This window comes from Terrirubrum flagellatum, assembly GCF_022059845.1.
Taxonomy (GTDB): Bacteria; Pseudomonadota; Alphaproteobacteria; order Rhizobiales; family Beijerinckiaceae; genus Terrirubrum; species Terrirubrum flagellatum.
On sequence record NZ_CP091852.1, the window covers coordinates 271,244 to 290,820 of the forward strand.

General features: G+C 64.2%; 18 protein-coding genes. 2 read left to right on the forward strand and 16 right to left on the reverse strand.

Translation table 11 applies throughout. The features are described from left to right. Positions 1-2: 2 nt before the first annotated feature. Genes L8F45_RS27825 through L8F45_RS27855 form a run of 7 tightly spaced genes read right to left on the reverse strand, consistent with a single transcriptional unit; the run spans position 3 to position 8,701 of the window. On the reverse strand, positions 3-1,130 hold the full coding sequence (locus L8F45_RS27825) for a M24 family metallopeptidase (RefSeq protein ID WP_342363650.1): 1,128 nt from the start codon (positions 1,128-1,130) through the stop codon (positions 3-5). A gap of 2 nt (positions 1,131-1,132) precedes the next feature. Next, the gene (locus L8F45_RS27830) at positions 1,133-2,350 is read right to left on the reverse strand and encodes a M20 family metallopeptidase (protein ID WP_342363651.1); all 1,218 of its coding nucleotides are present in this window, start codon (positions 2,348-2,350) and stop codon (positions 1,133-1,135) included. A 16-nt stretch (positions 2,351-2,366) separates the two neighbouring features. Further along, positions 2,367-4,010, reverse strand: a complete 1,644-nt coding sequence (locus tag L8F45_RS27835; RefSeq protein ID WP_342363652.1) for a dipeptide ABC transporter ATP-binding protein — start codon at positions 4,008-4,010, stop codon at positions 2,367-2,369. Positions 4,011-4,015: 5 nt separating this feature from the next. Beyond that, positions 4,016-4,840 (reverse strand): ABC transporter permease, encoded by an 825-nt coding sequence (locus L8F45_RS27840; RefSeq protein ID WP_342363653.1) that lies wholly within the window; start codon positions 4,838-4,840, stop codon positions 4,016-4,018. Then, positions 4,833-5,780: an ABC transporter permease gene (locus tag L8F45_RS27845; protein ID WP_342363654.1), complete on the reverse strand. Its 948-nt coding sequence runs from the start codon at positions 5,778-5,780 to the stop codon at positions 4,833-4,835. The genes L8F45_RS27840 and L8F45_RS27845 overlap by 8 nt, the downstream gene beginning before the upstream one ends. 21 nt (positions 5,781-5,801) lie before the next feature. Then, positions 5,802-7,355, reverse strand: a complete 1,554-nt coding sequence (locus L8F45_RS27850) for an ABC transporter substrate-binding protein (protein ID WP_342363655.1) — start codon at positions 7,353-7,355, stop codon at positions 5,802-5,804. 17 nt (positions 7,356-7,372) lie between these two features. After that, positions 7,373-8,701 carry a M20 family metallopeptidase gene (locus L8F45_RS27855; protein ID WP_342363656.1) on the reverse strand — a complete coding sequence of 443 codons (1,329 nt, stop codon included), beginning with the start codon at positions 8,699-8,701 and terminating at the stop codon, positions 7,373-7,375. 231 nt (positions 8,702-8,932) lie between these two features. Here L8F45_RS27855 and L8F45_RS27860 point away from each other — a divergent pair, with 231 nt between their 5' ends. Continuing rightward, positions 8,933-9,682: a GntR family transcriptional regulator gene (locus L8F45_RS27860; RefSeq protein WP_342363657.1), complete on the forward strand. Its 750-nt coding sequence runs from the start codon at positions 8,933-8,935 to the stop codon at positions 9,680-9,682. A gap of 264 nt (positions 9,683-9,946) precedes the next feature. On the opposite strand, the gene L8F45_RS27865 is transcribed toward L8F45_RS27860, so the two are convergent. The 8 genes from L8F45_RS27865 to L8F45_RS27900 form a co-directional block, all read right to left on the reverse strand. Continuing rightward, positions 9,947-10,666 carry a ribonuclease activity regulator RraA gene (locus tag L8F45_RS27865; RefSeq protein ID WP_342363658.1) on the reverse strand — a complete coding sequence of 240 codons (720 nt, stop codon included), beginning with the start codon at positions 10,664-10,666 and terminating at the stop codon, positions 9,947-9,949. Between the two features lie 13 nt (positions 10,667-10,679). Then, the gene (gene araD, locus L8F45_RS27870) at positions 10,680-12,413 is read right to left on the reverse strand and encodes an L-arabinonate dehydratase (RefSeq protein WP_342363659.1); all 1,734 of its coding nucleotides are present in this window, start codon (positions 12,411-12,413) and stop codon (positions 10,680-10,682) included. A gap of 26 nt (positions 12,414-12,439) precedes the next feature. Then, on the reverse strand, positions 12,440-13,294 hold the full coding sequence (locus L8F45_RS27875; RefSeq protein ID WP_342363660.1) for an ABC transporter permease: 855 nt from the start codon (positions 13,292-13,294) through the stop codon (positions 12,440-12,442). Further along, positions 13,294-14,115 (reverse strand): ABC transporter ATP-binding protein, encoded by an 822-nt coding sequence (locus L8F45_RS27880; RefSeq protein ID WP_342363967.1) that lies wholly within the window; start codon positions 14,113-14,115, stop codon positions 13,294-13,296. Before L8F45_RS27880 ends, L8F45_RS27875 begins: the two co-directional genes overlap by 1 nt. 34 nt (positions 14,116-14,149) lie before the next feature. Beyond that, positions 14,150-15,157, reverse strand: coding sequence for an ABC transporter substrate-binding protein (locus tag L8F45_RS27885; protein WP_342363661.1), 1,008 nt, complete (start codon positions 15,155-15,157; stop codon positions 14,150-14,152). Between the two features lie 77 nt (positions 15,158-15,234). Beyond that, entirely contained in the window at positions 15,235-16,326 is a 1,092-nt protein-coding gene (locus tag L8F45_RS27890; protein ID WP_342363662.1) for a mannonate dehydratase, read from the reverse strand. Between the two features lie 6 nt (positions 16,327-16,332). Then, positions 16,333-16,767, reverse strand: a complete 435-nt coding sequence (locus L8F45_RS27895; RefSeq protein WP_342363968.1) for a nuclear transport factor 2 family protein — start codon at positions 16,765-16,767, stop codon at positions 16,333-16,335. A 16-nt stretch (positions 16,768-16,783) separates the two neighbouring features. Further along, positions 16,784-17,569 carry a ribonuclease activity regulator RraA gene (locus L8F45_RS27900; protein WP_342363663.1) on the reverse strand — a complete coding sequence of 262 codons (786 nt, stop codon included), beginning with the start codon at positions 17,567-17,569 and terminating at the stop codon, positions 16,784-16,786. Between the two features lie 141 nt (positions 17,570-17,710). Here L8F45_RS27900 and L8F45_RS27905 point away from each other — a divergent pair, with 141 nt between their 5' ends. Then, positions 17,711-18,412 carry a GntR family transcriptional regulator gene (locus L8F45_RS27905; protein WP_342363664.1) on the forward strand — a complete coding sequence of 234 codons (702 nt, stop codon included), beginning with the start codon at positions 17,711-17,713 and terminating at the stop codon, positions 18,410-18,412. 190 nt (positions 18,413-18,602) lie between these two features. Here L8F45_RS27905 and L8F45_RS27910 read toward each other — a convergent pair whose 3' ends face one another. Beyond that, a complete protein-coding gene (locus L8F45_RS27910) occupies positions 18,603-19,571 on the reverse strand; it encodes an ArsR/SmtB family transcription factor (protein ID WP_425330060.1) in 969 nt (322 codons plus the stop codon). Between the last annotated feature and the right edge of the window lie 6 nt (positions 19,572-19,577).

Consider the following 19,577-nt stretch of genomic DNA (forward strand, 5'->3'; position numbering starts at 1 on the left):
TTTCAGCCTGTTTGCGCGCGCAGGAGCTGGCGCGGCGTCTGCGTCAATCGCAGGCCGCCTTCTCCGGTCACGAGAACGGTTTCGCTGAAGCCGAGCCCGCGCGCCGAGGCGTACATATGGAAGACCATATTCTCCTCCAGGCGCCATTCCGAATTCGGCCTGAAGCAGAAAGAGAAATCGCTCGCCCGGCTGGTGCGGCCATAGAGGCCAAGCGCATAGCCGCTGACATTGTCGAAGCGGGCGCGCAAACCTTCGCGCAGCATGCCTTCGCGGAGGATCGCGTCGACCTCGCGCGCGACGACGCCCGGCCGCATCGCGGCGATCTGCCGGTCCTGCAGCGCGATGATGCGTGCGGAAGTCTCCTCAAGACCATTCTTATCCGAGCCGATGAGGATCGGCCGCATCAGGCGCGCGCTGTAGTTGCGAACCTTCGGAACGAGCTCGACATGCAGAATGTCGCCATCGCCCAAAGCGTCGGAGTTCATGGCCGCATGGAGGAATTCGTGATCGCCATTGCCACGTACGATCGGCCCGGTGTCGCCATTGTCAGCGCCGCTCTTGAGAAAAGCCGCGGCCGCGATGGCGGCGGCGTCGCGCGCGGAGTCGCCCGCGCCGATCTTTGCGCGCACCACCTCCATGGCGATGTCGGCGATTCCGGACGCGCGTTGCAGGATTTCGATCTCCGCGCGTGATTTCGCCATGCGCAGGCTGTCGCTTACGCCGCGGAGATCGACGAAAGCCGCCTGCGGAAGCAAGGCCGCGAAGCGCTCGCGCGTCGCTGCTGTGAAGCCATAGGAATTGAAGTCCGCGCCGACGCGTGACGCTTTGAATCCGCGTTGCTCCATCAATTGCGCCATGACGGTGTGCGGATCATCGCTGTCGGCGAAACCGGTGATGTCGTCAAACCAGCAGCCGCGGCGGCAGATGTCGGCGTCGAGATCGCGCAGCGCGTACCAGGGCGCGCCTTCACGCGGCAGGAAGGCCGCGCGATACATCGCTTCCGAGATGGTGAAGCCGGTGAGCCAGGCCAGCATCTCGGAATGATCGACGATCAGAAGATCGACGCCGGCCTCATCCATCGCGCGGCGCGTCAGCGCAACGCGCCGTTCGAACTCCGCGCGCTTAAACATCGTCAGGCGATCTCGCAGATGTCGAGGATCGCCAGCATGTAGATGCGGATCATGTCGAGATAGTCGATGATGTCGACGCGCTCGTCGGGCATCGTGTTGTAGCGGCCGCCGGGGCCGCAGACGACGCCTTCCATGCCGAGCTCCTTGTAGAAGTGGCCGGCGTCAGTGCCGAAGAATCCGGGCGGCGGCAGCGCGCCCGTCGGCTGCTTCTCCCCGCGCACTTTCTCATAGGCGGCGTTGACCACCTTCACGATGCGCGCATCCTTCGCCACCTCGAAGGCGGGCATGATCGGGCGGCCCGTCGCATGTTCAGGCGTCACTTTCGCTTTGAGGCCGGGGAAGCGCGCTTCCAGTTCGTCGAGCGCCTTGCGCAAATCTCCAAGCGCCTGCTCCTCGGTCTGGCCCGGCGCGTAGCGACCGGAGCCCTTGATGCGCACGAAATCAGCCACCTGCGGCGGGCGCCACTCATGCAGTTCCTTGCCGAGCGCGCCATGGACCACGCCGACATGCACGCGGTTGATCGACGCATGCTCCTCGCTCTTCGCGCCGCTGAATTTCATCTGGTTGAGGCGCGGAATGAGATCGCAGGCGGCCATGATCGCATCAACCGCCGCCTCGCGCTTGGAGAGATGGCGCGTGACTCCCGTGAGCTCGATGATGAAGGTGAAGGCGCAGGCGTGCATGGTGATCGCCTGCAGATCGCTCGGCTCGCTGTTGATGAAATAATCCGCCTTCACGCCCTGGCGGATCGCGGCGAGCGTGCCGACGCCGCCTTGCAGCTCGCCGATGACGAAGGTGAGGACGACATCGCCTTTCAGCTTCACGCCGGCGTTGATCAGCGTCTTCACCGCGCAGAAATAGGCGGCGTCGCCCGCCTTCATGTTGGAGACGCCGATGCCATAGATGAATTTGTCGTCGACGAGCCCACCCCAGGGATCGACCGTCCAGCCCTCGGTCGCGGGATTGGTGTCGAGATGGCCGTTGAAGAGAAGGCTTTTACCGCCGCCTTGCCCTTTCAGGCGGCCGATCGCGTTGGCGCGCGTTCCCTCGACCGGTTGCAACTCGCTTTCGAGGCCGAGCGCCTTCATCTCGACGTCCATGAATTCCGCCAAAGTGCGCTCGCCGTCAGTCTGCGAATAGCTCTTGTGGCGCGCCATCTTCGAGATGAAGTCGAGGCAGGCTTTCTCGTCGATGCTGGCAAGCAGCTTGTCGCGATCCATGGGATGCTCCTTCAAATCAATTCATGGAGGCGCCGGCCGGCGCGGGAACGGCTGACATGAGCGAACGGGTGTAGGGATGCTGCGCGCCTTGCGTGGCGAGCGTTTCGACGCCGATCGTCTCCACGAGATCGCCGCGATACATCACGATCAGCCTATCCGCGATCTGTCGGATCAGGTTGAGATCGTGTGTGATGAAGAGATAGGCGGCGCCATGCGTGCGGCGCAGCTCGATCAGGAGCTCGATCACGGACGCCTGCACCGACACATCGAGCGCTGAGGTGATCTCGTCGCAGATCACGAGCTGTGGTTTCGAGGCGAAGGCGCGCGCGATGGCGACGCGCTGTTTCTCGCCGCCGGAGAGTTGATGTGGATAGCGCGAGGCGTAGTCGGCGGGCAGCCGCACCTGCTCCAGCATCTCGCCGATGACACCCGCGCGGCTGCGGCCGTCGCGCGCGCCATAGAGATCAAGTGGCCGCGACAGGATTTCGCTGACGCGCTGGCGCGGATTGAGCGAGGAATCGGGATGCTGGAAGATGATCTGCACCGCGCGACGATAGGACTTGTCCATGTCGCCGGCGTCTGCAATCTCACGGCCGGACAGGCGCAACCCGCCTTCGTAAGGATTGAGGCCGGTGATCGCGCGCGCGATCGTCGATTTGCCGGAGCCGGATTCGCCGACGACGCCGAGAATTTCGCCCGGCGCGATCGAGAAGCTGACATCGCGCGCGCCGAAATTCGCTGCTGCCTTGCGTCGTCCCGCGAGGCGATCGAAGAGCGACACGCGGCCATAGCGAACGCTCAGCGATTTCGTCTCCATGAGAGGCGCTTCGCCCGTGGTCGGGCGTGCTGGCGTCAGGCGATGATCGGGACGCGGCGCCGCCGCCAGCAGCTTGCGCGTGTAATCATGTTGCGGCCGGTTGAACACCTCCGACGTAGCGCCCTGCTCGACGATCTTTCCGCGATGGATCACGGCGATGCGGTTCGCAACGCGAGAGACAAGCGCGAGGTCATGGGAGATATAGAGCGACGCGACCTTGGTCTCCTCCTGCAGTTCGGCGAAGAGATCGAGAATCTGGCGCGCGGTGATCACGTCGAGCGCAGTCGTCGGCTCGTCGAACAGGATGCATTCCGGCTTGCAGACGAAAGCGCTGGCGATGACGACGCGCTGCTTCTCGCCGCCCGACGCCTCGTGGGGATAACGCCGCATCATCTCGGCCGGCGTCTTCAGCCCGACGCGCGCGAGCATCGCTTCAGCCTCCTGCCAGGCTTCCCTGCGCGCCGCGCCGCGATGACGCTGGATCACTTCCGTCACCTGTTCGCCAAGCGTCAGCGTCGGGTTGAGCGACGTGCTCGGGTCCTGAAACACCATGCCGATGCGCCGGCCGCGAATGGCGTCGATCGCCTTTTCATCGAGCGTCGTCAGCGTCTCGCTTTTGAGCGCGATGGCGCCGCTCTCTTTCGCGCTCGGCGGCAGGTGGCGCATGATCGCCCAGGCGAGCGAGGTCTTGCCTGATCCGGATTCGCCGACGAGGCCGAGCGCCTCGCCGCTGGCGATGGCGAGATCAATCGAGTCGAGCGCGCGGAAGAATCCCTTTGCCGTTCGATAATCCAGCGAATAGCCGGAGACGGAAAGAACAGGCGCGGCGGTGAGATCAGCCATCGCGCTCACGTCCGCGGATTGAGCGCGTCGCGCAGCCCGTCGCCGAGCAGGTTGAAGCCGATGGCGCAGAGCGCGACGGCGAGGCTTGGCCACAGGATCATCCAGGGGCTGAGATGCATGAAGCGGCGGGCTTCCGCGACCATCAGTCCCCATTCCGACGCCGGCGGCTGCGCGCCGAGCCCGAGGAAGCTCAGTGTCGCGAACAGCATCACGGCGAAAGCGATGCGGATCGTCATCTCGACGATGATCGGCGCGATCACGTTCGGCAGCATCTCGCGGCCGACGATGCGCAGGCTGCTTTCGCCGCGCGCGATGGCGGCGTTGATATAATCCTGCTTGCGCACCGCGAGCGCGACGCTGCGCGTGACGCGCGCCATGCCGGGCGCAAAGGCGATGCCGATGGCGAGCAGCGCGTTGAGGCTGCTCTTGCCGAACAGATTCACGATCAGCAGCGCAAACAGCAGGCTCGGGATCGCCATGACGGCGTCGACCGTGCGCATGACGCCTTCATCGACGCGGCCGCCGAAGAAAGCCGATGTCGCGCCGATCGCTGCGCCAATGAGCGTGCCGAGGGCCGTCGCAAGAATCGCGAGAAGAACCGTGGCGCGCGCGCCGATCAGCAGGCGGCTCAAGATGTCGCGGCCATATTGATCGGTGCCGAGCCAGAATTGCGCGCTTGGCGGCTTGTAGCGGTTGAGCGGCGCCAGCGCGTCGGGATTATAGGGCGCGATCAGCGGTCCGATGACGACCACGGCGAAGATCAGGCCGACGATGACGAGACCAAGCGCGCCTTGCGGCGTGCGCAGGAGGCGGCGGAAAAGCTCAGCCATACTGGATCCTCTTGTCGAGCCAGCCATAGGCGAGATCGGCGAGGAAATTGGCGATTGAGTAAGTCGCGGCCATGATCAGCGCGCCGGCCTGGATCGAAGGCAGGTCGCGGCTCTGGATCGCGACGATGAGCTGGCGGCCGATGCCCGGCAGCGCGAAAATCTCCTCGACCACGATGACGCCGCCGAGGAGATAGCCGACATCGAGCGCGACGATGGTGATCGTAGGCAAAAGCGCGTTGCGCAGCGCATGCTTGAACAGCACCTGCCGTTTCGACAATCCTTTCAGCCGCGCGGCGCGCACATAATCCGTGTGCAGAACGTCGACCAGTTCCGAGCGCACCATGCGCGAGACGTGGGCGACAAGGATGATCGAGACCGTGATCACGGGCAGCGCGAGATGCTGCAGCGCGCGTGTCGGGTTTTCCGTGAACGGCACATAGCCCGTCGCCGGCAGAAGTTGCAGCCAGTCGGCGAAGAGCAGCACGAACAAGGTCGCGGTGACGAATTCCGGCAGCGACACGCCGACATAGGAGAGCACGCTGACGCCAAGATCGGCGCCGCGTCCCCGCCGCACCGCCGCGACAATGCCGAGCGGAACCGCGATCAGCAGCATCAGCAGGATCGAGCCGGCCGCCAGCAGCAGCGAACGGCCGAGCGCCTCGATCATCGTGGGCGCGACCGGAAGTCCCGTGCGCAGCGAGGCGCCGAAATCGCCCTTGAGCGCGCCGCCGAGCCAGCGCGCATATTGCAGCCAGACCGGCGCATTAAGGCCCACGCGCTCGCGGATCGCCGCGAGCGCTTCCGGAGTCGCGTTCTCCCCTAGCATCGTCACCGCCGCGTCGGCAGGCAGCACCTGCGTGATGGCGAAGACGATCAGCGACACGACGAACATCGTGTAGACTATGAGCGCGAGCCGCTTGAGGAGATAGCCTGCGGACATGGGCCTTCGGATACGCCGAGATCAGCCGCGCTTCGGCGCGCCGGCGCCAAGCGAGACGAAATCGAGACGGAACGAAGCGCCGCGCGGATGGAGCTGATAGCCTTCCACGTAGGAGCGCTTCGCCGCCAGCAGATCGAAGAAGGTCGGAATGATCGAGGGAACCTCGGCGTTCATCAGCTTCTGCGCTTCGGCGTAGAGCTCGCGGCGCTTGCCCTCATCGACCGTGGCGCGCGCCTCGTTCACGAACTTGTCGAAACCGGCGTTGTTCCAGCGGGTCTCGTTCCATGCCGCGTTCGAGGTGTAGAGCAGCGCGAAGATCGCGTCGGCCGTCGCTTGCATGTTGTAGAAGCCGACATAGAAATTGCCCTTCTTCCACACCTGATCGAGATAGGTGGCGTGCGGCATGGTCTGCACATTGATGTTGAAGCCGGCGGGCTTCGCCATCTCGCGCAGCGCCACCGCCATCTGCGTGCGCAGGCCGGGACGATCCGACGCGATCAATGTCGCTTCGAGACCGTTGGGATAGCCGGCGTCAGCAAGCAGCTTCTTCGCCTGCGCGAGATCCTGTTTCTTCAACGCGATGTTGCTGTAGAAGCGATAGGCCGGATTGAGCGGCGTGTCATTGCCGGGCGTGCCGTAACCTTCGGTGACGAAATCGACCATCGCCGTGCGATCAACGCAGAGCGCCAGCGCCTGTCGCACGCGCACATCGTTGAACGGCTTCTGGTCGCAGCCGAAATTCACGTTGCAGAACTGGCCGGACGGCACGCGCAATCCGTTGACGCCGGCCGCTTTCGAGACGCGGCCATATTCGGTCGGCGGCGTGGTCGACATCATGTCGGTGTCGCCGGCGATGAGCGCCGACGTCTCAGCCGAGGTGTCGGGATAGACGACCACTTCGACGCGATCGAGATAGGGACGATCCCTGTCGTAGAAGGCGTCATTGCGCTGGACGACGACAAGGCGCTCGGGCTCGAAGGAGACGAGCTTGAACGGGCCGGTGCCGACAGCGGCGCGGTCGAGTTTTTCCAGACCCGATTTGATCACCGCCGCAGGCACGATGCGCGCGTTGGTGTAGGCGAGTGCCACGGGGAAGTCGGCGTAGGGCGCCGACAGCGTGAAGACGACGGTCGATTCGTCTTTCGCCGTCACCTTCGCGATCGGGCCGACATTCTGTCGCGCCGGCGAGGCGGTCTTGGGATCGAGGATCGCTTCGAAACTCGCGACCACGTCAGCCGAAGTGCAGGCGCTGCCATCGTGGAAGGTCACACCCTTGCGCAGATTGAACGTCCATTCGAGAAGGTCGGGCGAGTTCGTCCAGGAGGTCGCGAGATCGGGCTCGGCGCTCATGTCGACCTTGAGGCGCGTGAGGCCGGAATAGAGCAGCTCGGCCACGAGATATTCCGGGTTCACGCGCGTCACCAGCGGATTGAGCTTGGCGACGGCCTGATCGACGCTGATGCGCAGCGCGCCGCCGCGCTTCGGCGCCTGCGCGAAGGCGGGCGCGCCCGACATGGCGAGGCCGCCGATTGCAGCTGTCGTTCCCAGAAAATCACGACGATTGATGGTCAGCATGCTGCCCTCCTCTGCTCTCATGCGTGTGAAGTTGCGCTGCGATCCGGATTGAGATCGCTTTCGAAATCGGCGGCGAGATAGCAGAGCACGCTCTGCGCGAGCGCGACGATGTCGCCGATCGTTGTGTGTTCGTCGGGCGCATGCACGTTGCGCTCGGGCCGGCCCAGTCCGCCAAGCAGGATTTCCTGCATGCCTGTTCGCTGGACGTAACCGAAATCGGAACAGCTCGCCGCGCCCCATTTGCGGAAATCATCGGCGGCGTAGCCGAAGCCGGCGCTCAGCGCCTTTTGCCAGCGCGGCCAGTGCGGGCCGGTCGGATCGCCTGTCGGAATGAGATGGCCGATGAGCGACGTTTCGACAGCGAGTCCCGACGACGCCGTAGCGTCGCGGATCACCGCTTCGATTTCGGCGAGCGCATCCTCGAATTTTTCCTCGGGCGCGTAGCGACGCGCGATCATGATCTCGAACTGCGCCGGCACCTGCCCGCCTGCGGTTCCGCCATGGGCGGTCGCGATATTGAGTTGCGGCCGCAGCGGTCCCGTTGCGTGCGGCGGCGGCGTCAGCGCCGAAGCGCGCGCGGCGATTTCAGGCTTCAGCGCGGCGAGCGCGTTGAGCAGAGGCAGCGCGCCTTCGATGGCGTTGATGCCGGCGCCTGAGCGATTGCCTTCGCCCGCATGCACGGCCTGCCCGCGCAACCGCACCAGCAGATTGAACAGGCCAAAGCAGCCGGCCCAGATGCGCGGCGCGGCGGCGCCGTTGAAATTGAGAATGTGTCCTTCGAGCAGCCCCTGCTCTGCGAGATAGCGAATGCCGGGATAGAGCCCGCTTTCTTCGTCGGTGCAGAACAGCAGCGTGGGATCGTAGGCGAGTTCGACGCCATGCTTCGCCGCGGCGCGCAGCGCGAGCAGCACGGCGGCGATGGTTCCCTTCATGTCGGCGGCGCCGAGGCCGTAGAGCGCATCGCCATCACGCGTCAGCGTGAAGGGATCGCGCGTCCAGCCTGGCGCGGCGGGAACCGTATCGACATGGAAGTAAAGGCCGCAGATCGGCTTCGACGTTTTGCGCTCGGCGATGAGGTTCACGCGCTCGCCATCGGCCGGCCCGCCGGCCACGCGCCAGAGCGCCTCGGGCACGCTGACGCGCCGCGCAGCAAAACCAAGCGGCCGGACGAGCTCCTCCATCAGGTCGGCGAAGGCGCCGTAGCCCGCGCCCGGCGGAAACGAGGTGTCCAGCGCGATCATCCGGCCGAGATCCGCGACCGCCGCTTCGCCCTCGGCCGCAATGGCCTCCAGAGCCGCAAGGAGCCGCTGTGAGCGCGGCGTCGCGGGCGATAGGACGGAAGTCATGCCGGCCCCGGAACCGCGTCTGGCGGCCGTCCCTGGGCCGTCGCGGGGCCATTGGCGCGCGCGCTCGATCCCGTCGCCCAAACGGCGCCCCGGATGCTAGTCCGGTTTTGGGGAAAGCGGCAGGGCGCCATTGCGGCCGGGCTCCTTTCATATAAACTTTATAGAAATAGGTCTGAAGGAATGACGGCTGTCAACGCCAAAAAAAGAGCCGGGGGCGCCTCATCGCCGGTCATGGCGATCGAGACGGCGAACCTCGCCATGGACGGCGCGGCGCCGCTCTACGAGATCGTGAAGCGGCGGATGTCGGAGTCGATCCTGTTCGGCGAATGGCCGCCCGGCTCCGCGCTGCCAAGCGAAGTGGCTCTCGCGCAGAGCTTCGGCGTCGCGGTCGGCACGATGCGGCGCGCGCTCAGCGATCTCGCGGCGGAAGGCCTGCTCAGCCGCCGCAGGAAAACCGGCACTGTCGTCACCGGCCGCACGCCGCATCACAGCCTGCGCTTCTTCTTCCAGTATTTCCGGCTGCACGGCATGGATGGCGCGCTGCTGCGCTCGAATCCGAAAGTGCTCGGCGCCGAGCGCGGTGTGGCGACGTCAGACGAAGCGACGCGCCTTGAACTCGCGCCCGAGGCCGAAGTGCTGCGCATTCATCGCCTGCGTCTGATCGAGGGACGGCCGATCATGCGCGACCGCTATATTTTTCCGGCGGCGCGGCTGCCGGATTTTCCGACATCGCCTGACGCGATGCCGGAACTGCTCTATCTCCATCTGCTTGAGCGCTACGGCATCCGCATTTCGGCTGTGCGCGAGCAGATCACGGCGGAGCTGGCCGATGAAGAAGACGCGCGCTTGCTCGAGCTTGAGCGGCCCGCCTCGATTCTCGCGATCAACGAGATTTCGTTTGATCAGTCCGGCGCGCCGACGATTCTCGGGCTGCATCGCGCCACCACGGAGCGACACTGCTATGTCAACGAGGTGCGGTGATCCCGGTGATTGGGGATCGATATTGCCGCGATCGGTGGGAGCGCGCGAGAGTGGGTGGAGAATCCATAGCGTTGTCGCTTCGCGAAATCTTTCGCTGGGCCCCGGACACGGTTCCGCTCACTTCGTTTCGCTGCACCGTTCCGGGGACGGAGACAGCTTCAGCGTGAGGGAATGAAACTCTCTCCGTCCCCGGTTTCATGAAGTGAGCGAAGCGAACGGAATGAAGACCGGGGCCCAGCGCAAGAAGTCGCGAAGCGACCTTTCTCAGCGTCTCTTCGCCTTGCGCCACGCAGCGAAGTCAATCTTCGATTGCTCCTCGGTCGGGGGATAGAGGCCGAGGATCGAGCGGCCCTCATTCACCTTCTCCGTGACGAAATCCTCGAACGCGGTCATTTCGGTCGCTTCGTCAGCGATCTCGTCGGCGAGATGCGCGGGGATCACGACGACGCCCTCGCGGTCGCCGACGATCACATCGCCCGGCCACACCGGCGCGTCGCCGCAGCCGATCGGAACGTTGATGTCGAGCGCCTGATGCACCGTGAGGTTCGTCGGCGCCGACGGGCGATTGTGATAGGATGGAAACGGCAGCGCCGCGATCTCAGGCGAATCCCTGAAGCCGCCATCGGTGACGACGCCGGCGACGCCGCGCTTCATCAATCGCGTCACGAGAATTGATCCCGCCGACGCCGCGCGTGGATCCTTGCGGCTGTCGATGACGAACACGGCGCCCGGCGGGCAATCCTCGATCGCCTTGCGCTGGGGATGGGCGCGATCCTGAAACACGGAGAGCTGGTTCAGGTCTTCGCGCGCCGGGATGTAGCGCAGCGTGAAGGCCTCGCCGACCATGTTTGGCAGATCGGGATTGAGCGGATGCACGTTCTGGATGAACTGGTTGCGGAAGCCGCGCTTGAACAGCGCTGTGCAGATCGTCGCGGTGCTGACCTCTTTCAACTTGTCACGCGTTTCGAGCTTCAATTTGCTCATCGTATCCATCCTGTCAGAAGATCGCCGGCTCGGAGACTTGTGGGCCGAATCCGGTTTTGAGGAAATCGAAATCGCAGCCGGCGTCGGCCTGCTCGATATGCTGGCTGAACATCCAGCCATAGCCGCGGCCGTAACGCGCCGGTTGCGGCGGCAGAGCGGCGCGGCGGCGTTCAAGCTCCGCATCCGACACGTCGAGCGAGATCGTGCGGGCGGGAACGTCGATCGCGATCATGTCGCCCGTTCGCACCAGCGCCAGCGGTCCGCCGACGAAGGATTCAGGCGAGACATGCAGGATGCAGGCGCCATAGCTCGTGCCGCTCATGCGCGCGTCCGAGATGCGCACCATGTCGCGCACGCCCTGCTTCACCAGCTTCTTCGGGATCGGCAGCATGCCCCATTCCGGCATGCCGGGGCCGCCAAGCGGCCCGGCGTTGCGCAGCACCAGCACATGCTCTGGCGTGACGTCGAGATCATCACGATCGATGTTCGCCTTCAGCGCGGGATAATCATCAAACACCAGCGCCGGCCCGCGATGCTGGAGCAGATGGCTCGCGGCCGCAGACGGCTTCATCACGCAGCCATCAGGCGCGAGATTGCCTTTCAGCACCGCGAGCGCGCCTTCGCGATAAATGGGATTGTCGAGCGGGCGGATCACGTCCTCGTTGAAGATCTCCGCGCCTTCAAGGCTGTCAGCCCAGTTCTGTCCCGACGCGTTGATCTGCGTGAGATCGAGGAAGGGTTTTAAACGCGTCAGCAGCGCAAGCAGGCCGCCGGCGTAGTAGAAATCCTCCATGAGATATGTGTCGCCGCTCGGCCTGATATTGGCGATGACAGGCGTGACGCGGCTCGCTGCGTCGAAATGTTCGAGCCCGATCGCATGGCCGGCGCGGCGCGCCATGGCGAGGAGGTGAATGACGGCGTTGGTCGAGCAGCCCATCGCCATTGCGACTGTGATGGCGTTTTTGAATGCGCCCTCGGTCTGGATTTTATCGGGCGTCAGATCCTCCGCCACCATCTCGACGATGCGGCGGCCTGCAGCCGAGCACATGCGGATATGGTTGGAATCCGCCGCCGGAATCGAGGAGGCGCCGGGCAGAGTCATGCCGAGCGTGTCGGCGAGCGCGGTCATGGTCGCGGCCGTGCCCATGGTCATGCACACGCCATAGGAGCGCGCGATGCCGACCTCCATCTCGGACCAGGCTTGCGCCGAAATGTTTCCGGCGCGGCGCTCGTCCCAATATTTGAAGGCGTCGGAGCCCGAGCCCAGCACCTTGCCGCGCCAGTTGCCGCGCAGCATCGGCCCTGCGGGAACGAAGATCGCGGGAACGCCGGCGCTCGTCGCGCCAAGAAGCAGGCCAGGAGTCGTCTTGTCGCAGCCGCCCATCAGCACGACGCCGTCAACGGGATGCGAGCGGATCAACTCCTCCGTCTCCATCGCGAGGAAATTGCGATAGAGCATGGTCGTCGGCTTGACCTTGCTTTCCGACAGCGAAATCGCCGGCAGCTCCACCGGAAATCCGCCCGCCTGCAGCACGCCGCGCTTCACATCCTCGACGCGATGCTTGAAATGCGCGTGGCACTGATTGAGATCGGACCATGTGTTGATGATCGCGATGACAGGCTTGCTGGCGTATTCTTCGCCCGCATAGCCCATCTGGCTCATGCGCGAACGATGGCCGAAGGAGCGGAAATCATCCGGGCCGAACCAGCGGGCCGAGCGCAGCGGCTTGCGCGAAGAAGAATCCATGAGCTTTGTTTCAACTCTCGATAGCGTCAGGCCTGCAGGCCCCAGCGCAGCACCGTCCTGCGCTCGACATTGCGGAAGATCAAATTCTCGACGACGAGACCGATCAGGATGACGGTGAGCAGGCCAGCGAACACGTTCGGAATTTCGAGCAGGTTGCGATTCTCGAAGATGAACCAGCCCAATCCGCCCTGCCCCGAAGAAACGCCGAACACGAGTTCTGCCGCGACGAGTGTGCGCCAGGCGAAGGCCCAGCCGATCTTGAGGCCGGCGAGGATCGAGGGAAACGCCGCGGGAATGAGGATCTTCCTGATATAGGCGAAGCCTTTCAGCGCGTAGTTGCGCCCGACCATGCGCAAGGTCTGCGACACCGCGCGAAAGCCGGAATGGGTGTTGAGCGCCACCGGCCACAGCACGGAGTGAATGAGAATGAAGACGAGGCTGCCATTGCCGAGGCCGAACCAGATCAGCGCCAGCGGCAGCAGCGCGATCGCCGGCAGCGGGCTCAGCATCGCCGTCATGGTTTCGAGAAAGTCCGAGCCGATGCGCGTGTTGATTGCGACGATGGTCAAGGCGCCGGCGAGCAACACGCCGACGACATAACCCATCAACAGCACCTTTACGGAAGCCCAGGCGCGCGCCGGCAAGGTTCCGTCGGCGACGCGTTCTCCCAGCGCCTGCAGCGTTTCCGTCAGCGTCGGAAACAGCAGCGGATTGTCGAGGATGCGGCCGTAGGCTTCCCAGATCAGCGCGAGAATGAGGATCAGCACGGTCTTGCGAACGAAGCTTGAATCCCATGCAAGCTCGGCCCAGCTCAACTTGCGCTCGGCTTCGACATTTGCGGGACCCGCGGTCTCGCGAAGGATAATGCGCGCAGTCGACATCAGTGGGCCTCCGCGTCTTCATCGGCGAACAGCATGTCGTGAATCTCTTTTTCGAGGCGACCGGCGCTGCCGTCGGTGGGCGAGGCCGTGTCGACATCGACGACTTCAGCCTTGACGCGGCCGGGATGGGGCGACAGCAGCAGGATGCGATTGCCGATCTTGATCGCTTCGGCGATCGAATGGGTGACGAACAGCACGGTGAAGCGCGTCTCGTTCCAGAGCTGCAAGAGTTCATCCTGACAGGTGCGGCGCGTCAGCGCGTCGAGCGCGGCGAAGGGCTCATCCATCAGCAGGATGTCGGGCTCCATCGCCATGCCGCGCGCGATGGCGACGCGCTGCTTCATGCCGCCGGACAGCGTATGGGGATAACTGTCGATGGCGCGGGTGAGATTGACCTTCTCGATATAATGTCGCGCCTTCTGCTCGGCTTCGCGGCGCGACAGCTTGCGCGCATCGAGCAGCGGAAACATCACATTCTGCAACACCGTCTTCCAGGGCAGAAGCTGATCGAATTCCTGGAACACCATCATGCGATCAGGCCCCGGCTCCTTCACGGCGCGGCCCTTGATGGTGATCGATCCTTCGCTCGGCTTGAGATAGCCGCCGACCGCCTTGAGTAAAGTCGACTTTCCGCAGCCGGAGGGGCCGAGGAGAACGAAACGGTCGGCCTTGTTGACCTGGAAACTTACGCGCTCCGTCGCCGTGATGGCGAGGCTCGGCGTCTTGTAGCGAAGCGTGACCGAAGACACGTCCAGCAGGGGTTCCGCGCTCAAGCGCTGCTCCTCATATCGGCGTTGCGCGGTTTCCGCGCCGCCGCGCATGGAGGCGGCGGGCGCAGGCGCATCGAAGGCAAGATCAGGCGCCGGGGAGGTCATGGGCGACCGGCAGATAATAGTCTTTCCATGACGCTGGCGCCGTTTTCAGCGCCCCCACCTGCTTCAGATGCGCGGCGAATTTCATCGTCCCCTGCGGATAAAGATTCCACTCCATCATGCCGGGCTGCGCCAAGAGATCGAGCAGCGTTTCGGCCGGCGTCTTGTCATTGTTTATCTCGCGATAGGCCTCGACACTTTCCTTCAGATTGGATTCGATGAATTTCTTCGCTTCTTCCGCCGCGGCGCGCACCGCCTGAATCACTTTCGGGTTGGCGTCGGCGAATTTCGTGGTGGTGAAGAACTGGCCCTGCGACAGAGGTCCGCCGATGATCTCCGCTGAAGTGATCACCTGATGCGCGCCCTGAATTTCCTTCAGCTCATAATAGTCGAAGGGCGGAGCGCCAAAATGGCTCTTCACCTCATGGCTGGCGTTCTTCATGGCGATGAACGCGTCGGGATGGCCCATCTGCACGGTGAGCGGATCGAACTTCGCCCACTGGTCCGCGCCGAACATCTGCGCCGCCGCCATCTGCAAAAGGATCGCCTGCGTCGACACCTTCACGGTCGGCACCGCGATCTTGTCGCCCGAGGCGAGATCCTTCAACGTCTTGATTTTCGGATCGCGGCTGACGAATTTCAGCGGCGACGCCGAACTTGCAACAACGCCCTTCACGCCGCCGCGCGTGCGGTCCCACAGCAGCAGCAGCGGTCCCGTGCCGGTGTTGACGAGATCGACGCCGCCGGAGATCAGCGCGTCCTGCTGCGCGCCGCCATTGGCGAAGGACAACCATTTCACGCTCGCGCCCGAAATGCCGGCCTTCTCCATATGCTTTTCGATCAGCTTGTACTTCTCGATCACATGCAGCGGCATGTAGAGAATGCCGGGTTGGCGGCTGATCGTGATTTCCGACTTCTGCTGCGCGTGGCTTCCCGTCGGGATCATCGCCATCGCGGCTGCGCCGCCGATCGCCTGTCTGCGATTCAACATCTGCGTTTCCTTCCTCTCGTTGCGGCGCTTCTTCGCGCCTGCGGATTCAGCGCCGGTCTTCGGCCGGCTTGTTCGATTCAATCGCCTGTTCGGGTCGTCGCCTGGATCAGGCCCTGGGTATAGCCGAGCGCGAAAGCGAAGAAGCGTTCGCGCGCGGGATCGAGATCAGAGAGCGGCACATGATCGGGACAGAGGATGCCGTCATAGCCGACCGCGCGATAGGCGCGGATGCAGGCGGCCATGTCGACGCTGCCCTCGTCCGGGAAGCATTCATGAAAATCGAGATAGCCGCCTTTGATATTGCGGAAATGCACCATGAAGATGCGCTTGCGCGCGCCGAATTCGCGAATGGCCGCGAGCACCGCGCCGTTCGGATCATCCGACATTTCCGCGACAGTTCCCTGGCAGAAATTCAGGCCGTGCGACGGGCTTCCAGGCGCGATGTCGAGAAAGCGCCGCATGCCGTCGACCGAGCCGACAACGTGATGAACGCCGTTGAGGCCGCCCTTGGGAAAAGCGGGATCATGGGGGTGACCGGCGAGGCGCACGCCGGCTTTCTCTGCTGTGGGCACGATCTGCTCGACGAGATATTCGAGCGCTTGCCAGCCTTGGCTTTCGCTGACGCCGCCGGCGTCCGTTCCGAGAATCTGTCCGACCGCTTCGGGCGTGCCGAGCGCGTTGACCGCGATGTCGGCGCCATGCGTTCCGCCGCCGGGATGGCCGACGCCCCAATAGGAGAAGCGCGCATCCCTGTCGGGCGAATAATCGGCGGCGCGAAAGGCGCTGCAACGCACGCCGCCGCGTCCTTCAACGAAGCCGGTGCGCGTGATGCCGACCATCTGGATATTATATTTGAGCGTCGTTACGCCGCCGTCGGCCGCGGCGCGAATATCCTTGCGCAAGCGCTCGGCTGTCGCGGCCGCTTTTTCAGGCGCATGCAGGCTGTCGAGCAGGATCGAGCCGACGTCCAGCGCCAGCACTTCGAGCTTGAGGCCGAGGCTTTCGATCCCGCGTCGCTGCGCCGCGACTTTCTTCGCGTCCCACGCGCCGTCCTCGCCCAGCAATTGCGTGTTGGGCCTTGAATCCACAACGATCGCGCCGACGCCATATTGCGTCGAGAGGCGCAGCCGCTCTTCGGTCGGATTGATGATCTGCTCGCCAATATACATCAGGGCTCAGACCTTGTGATCATGGGCGAGGTGATAGCCGCGCCCGGCATAGTCAAAGTCGTGAAGCTCGGCGATCGGGACGGAGGAATCCGCAGGCGACGCATAATAGGCGCGGATTTCACTGATCAGCCCGCTCTTCTCATCAAAGACGTACCACTCGTCGCCGCGCAGCGCCGTATTCATCTTTCGCTTCCAGTGCGTCCACTCGATCACAGCTTCAGGCGCCGTCGAGGAGCACAGAACTTTTTCGATCGTCCATTGCGAGCCGAGATTTTCGACGCACCACACCCATTTCTTCGCGATCATGTCGGCGCCACGCCAGGGAATGTCGGGCAAGCCGGGCGGAAAGTAATGCACCGCGTCCGGCGTGAAGCAGGAGACGAGCGCGTGATAATCGCCGGCGTTGCAGGCGGCGAAATAGCGCCGGATTTCCGACTCCATATGAGTTGGCGTGACCTTAGCCACCGACTTTCTCCGCGCGGATTTTGCTGGCGTCTTCAGGGCGCGAGCCAGCTTTCTTCCACGCTTCATAGTCGGCGCGGGTCTGGTCGGTCGGGGGATAAACGCCATAGAGACCTTCGCCCGCCGCGATGCGCAGCACGACATAGGCCTCGAACGCGTCGCGTTTCTCGCAGGCGTCCGCGACTTCGACAGCCATGTGACGGGGAATCACGGTGACGCCGTCGCCATCGCCGACAATGACGTCGCCGGGATAGACGGCGACGCCGGCGCAGGCGATCGGCACATTGAGATCAGCCGCATGATGCGTCGAAAGCCTAGTCGAGGCGGTCACGCCGCGCGCATAGGCGGGAAAATTCATGCCGCTGATTTCGAGCCCGTCGCGGAAGGCGCCGTCGGTCACGGCACCGGCGACGCCCTTCACCATCATGCGCGTGAGCAGCACATTGCCGGCGGAGGCGGAGCTGCAATCATTGCGGCTGTCGATGACGAGAACCTGGTCCTTGCCGATCTGCTCGACCGCCTCCCACTGGAGATTGTCGGGATTGGGATAGGGCGTCAGCGTGGCGTAGGTGTCGATGTCTTCGCGCGTCGGGATGAAGCGCAAGGTGAAGGCCTCGCCGGCGAATTTCGCGCAGTTCGGATTGAGCGCCTTCAGCCCCACGAGAAAGCATTGCTTCAGGCCGCGGCGGAACAGCTCCGTCGTGAGCGAGCCGCTGCTGATGTGCTTCATCCGCTCGAACAGGCCGGGCGGAAGCGGCGCGATCGTCGGCTTCGAAGTCATGCCCGGACGTTTCCTTGCGTCAGACGAGCCGTTCGGGAAGCCGTCGGCCTCTTGAATTTGGCTCTGATAAGCACTAATGCATTAGTGCGTCAAGCGCGCCGAGCGGCCTTCGCCGGCAACGCCGAGGCGAAAGGAGCCGCCATGGACGAGCTGATCGACATCGCTCCCATCCGCGCGTCCGATCGCGGACGCGGCGGCGCGTCCCATGTGTTCGAGATCCTGCGCGCCGACATCATCGCGCTGACGCTGGCGCCCGGCGCCCTCCTCTCCCGCGCCGAACTGCAGGAGCGTTTCGGCCTGAGTTCGACGCCGATCCGCGACGCGCTGATGCGCCTGCAGGAGGAAAGCCTCGTCGATATTTTTCCCCAGCACGCCACGGTCGTCAGCCGCATCGATGTGGCGCGCGCCCGTCAGGGACAGTTTCTGCGCCGCTCGATCGAGCTTGAGGTCGTGCGCACGCTGGCGCTGAAGCCCGATCCGCAGGTGATCGCGCGCCTGCGCAGCCTGATCCGCCAGCAGACGGTGTTCGCCGATCTCGGCGAGCATGAAGCTTTCACGCGCGCCGATCAGCTCTTCCATCGCACGACCTATGACGCCGCTGGCGTGCTCGATCTCTGGCGTCTCGTGCGCCGGGAAGGCGGCCATATCGACCGGCTGCGTCGGCTCAATCTTCCCGTCGAAGGCAAGATGCGCGAGATCATCGGCAATCACACCGATCTCGTCGATGCGATCGAGGCGGGCGCAGCCGACCGCGCCCAGGCGGCTTTGCGCGACCATCTCGTGCGCTCGCTCGATTTCGTCGACAAGCTACGCGAGAGTCATCCCGAATATTTCAGGGATTGAGCTGCGCGGCGCAGCGGCGCAAAAGCAAACAGGCCGCCATGCCGGGGGGAATGACGGCCTGCCTGCGCCCAGCGACTTCAGCGGGGGGCCGCCCTGCGCGCGTCAGACATAGCGTCGCCGCCGCCAGGTTGCGTTCAAAGAGAATTTTCAGGGCGTGAAGATTTGTCGGCGAGCCTGCGTCAGGCGCGCGCTACGATCGCGGCTTCAGATGCAGGCGCATGACGATGTCGCGGTCGTGATTGCCGAAGCCGCGGCCGAAAATGTTGACCCCGCCGGGTCGCGTCGCCTTCTCGTCGATGCCGACGCGTAGCCGTATCGAGTGATGCTCGGCGAGCTTCAGTTGCGCGAGCGTCACGTCGGAGATGCGCTGTTCGCCGACGAAAGTGCCTGATGATGTGATGCGCCAGCGCGTCAGCACGCCATATTGCGAGCCTTCGAGCTTCCACCAGCGTGGCGTGTAGGCGCCGCGTCGATCGCCGAAATCGCCGGGCGACGTCCAGGCGCCGACATGCACGTCGTTCACCCAGAGGCTGATGTCGGACGGCCAGTCCGTGTTCGTGCCCGGCACTTCCGATGACAGCTCAAGCTCGAATTCAAGCTCGGCGACCTCGGCGTTGAGCACCTTCGCGTTGTTGGGAAACTTGTATTCGATATGGCCGCGGCCGAACCAGATCAGCGCCGCCTGCACGCGCCGGGGATCGAGGAAGAGATCGGGCACGTCGAGCACGCCCATGATGCCTTCCGTCGAACAGAGGCCGCAGGGCGCCGACACGTTGTAGCTGGTATAGAGTCCGAGCGGCATCTCGACCTCGACGATGTTCTTGTCGCGGCTTGAGTCTTCGGGCTCCAGCCGGATGACCACCTCGTCGAAGCGGGCCGCACAGATCTTCTGCTGGCCCTTGCTCGCCTTGCCGATCTCGGTCTCGATCAGTTCGGCCTCTTCAAGGATCTGGATGTTGGTTGCGATGGTCGATTGCGGCAGGCCGAGCGCTTCGGCGATCTGGTTGACGTTGAGCGGGCCGCGCTTGCGCAGCAGCCTGAGAATACGCACGCGCGCGGGCGAAGCGAGTCCGCGCAGGATGTCGAACTGCCGTTCAGGATTGACGACGAGGAAGCTGCGCGCCGCGCGCGAGCCGTCGGCGTAGTCGCTTTTCGCTATGGACCG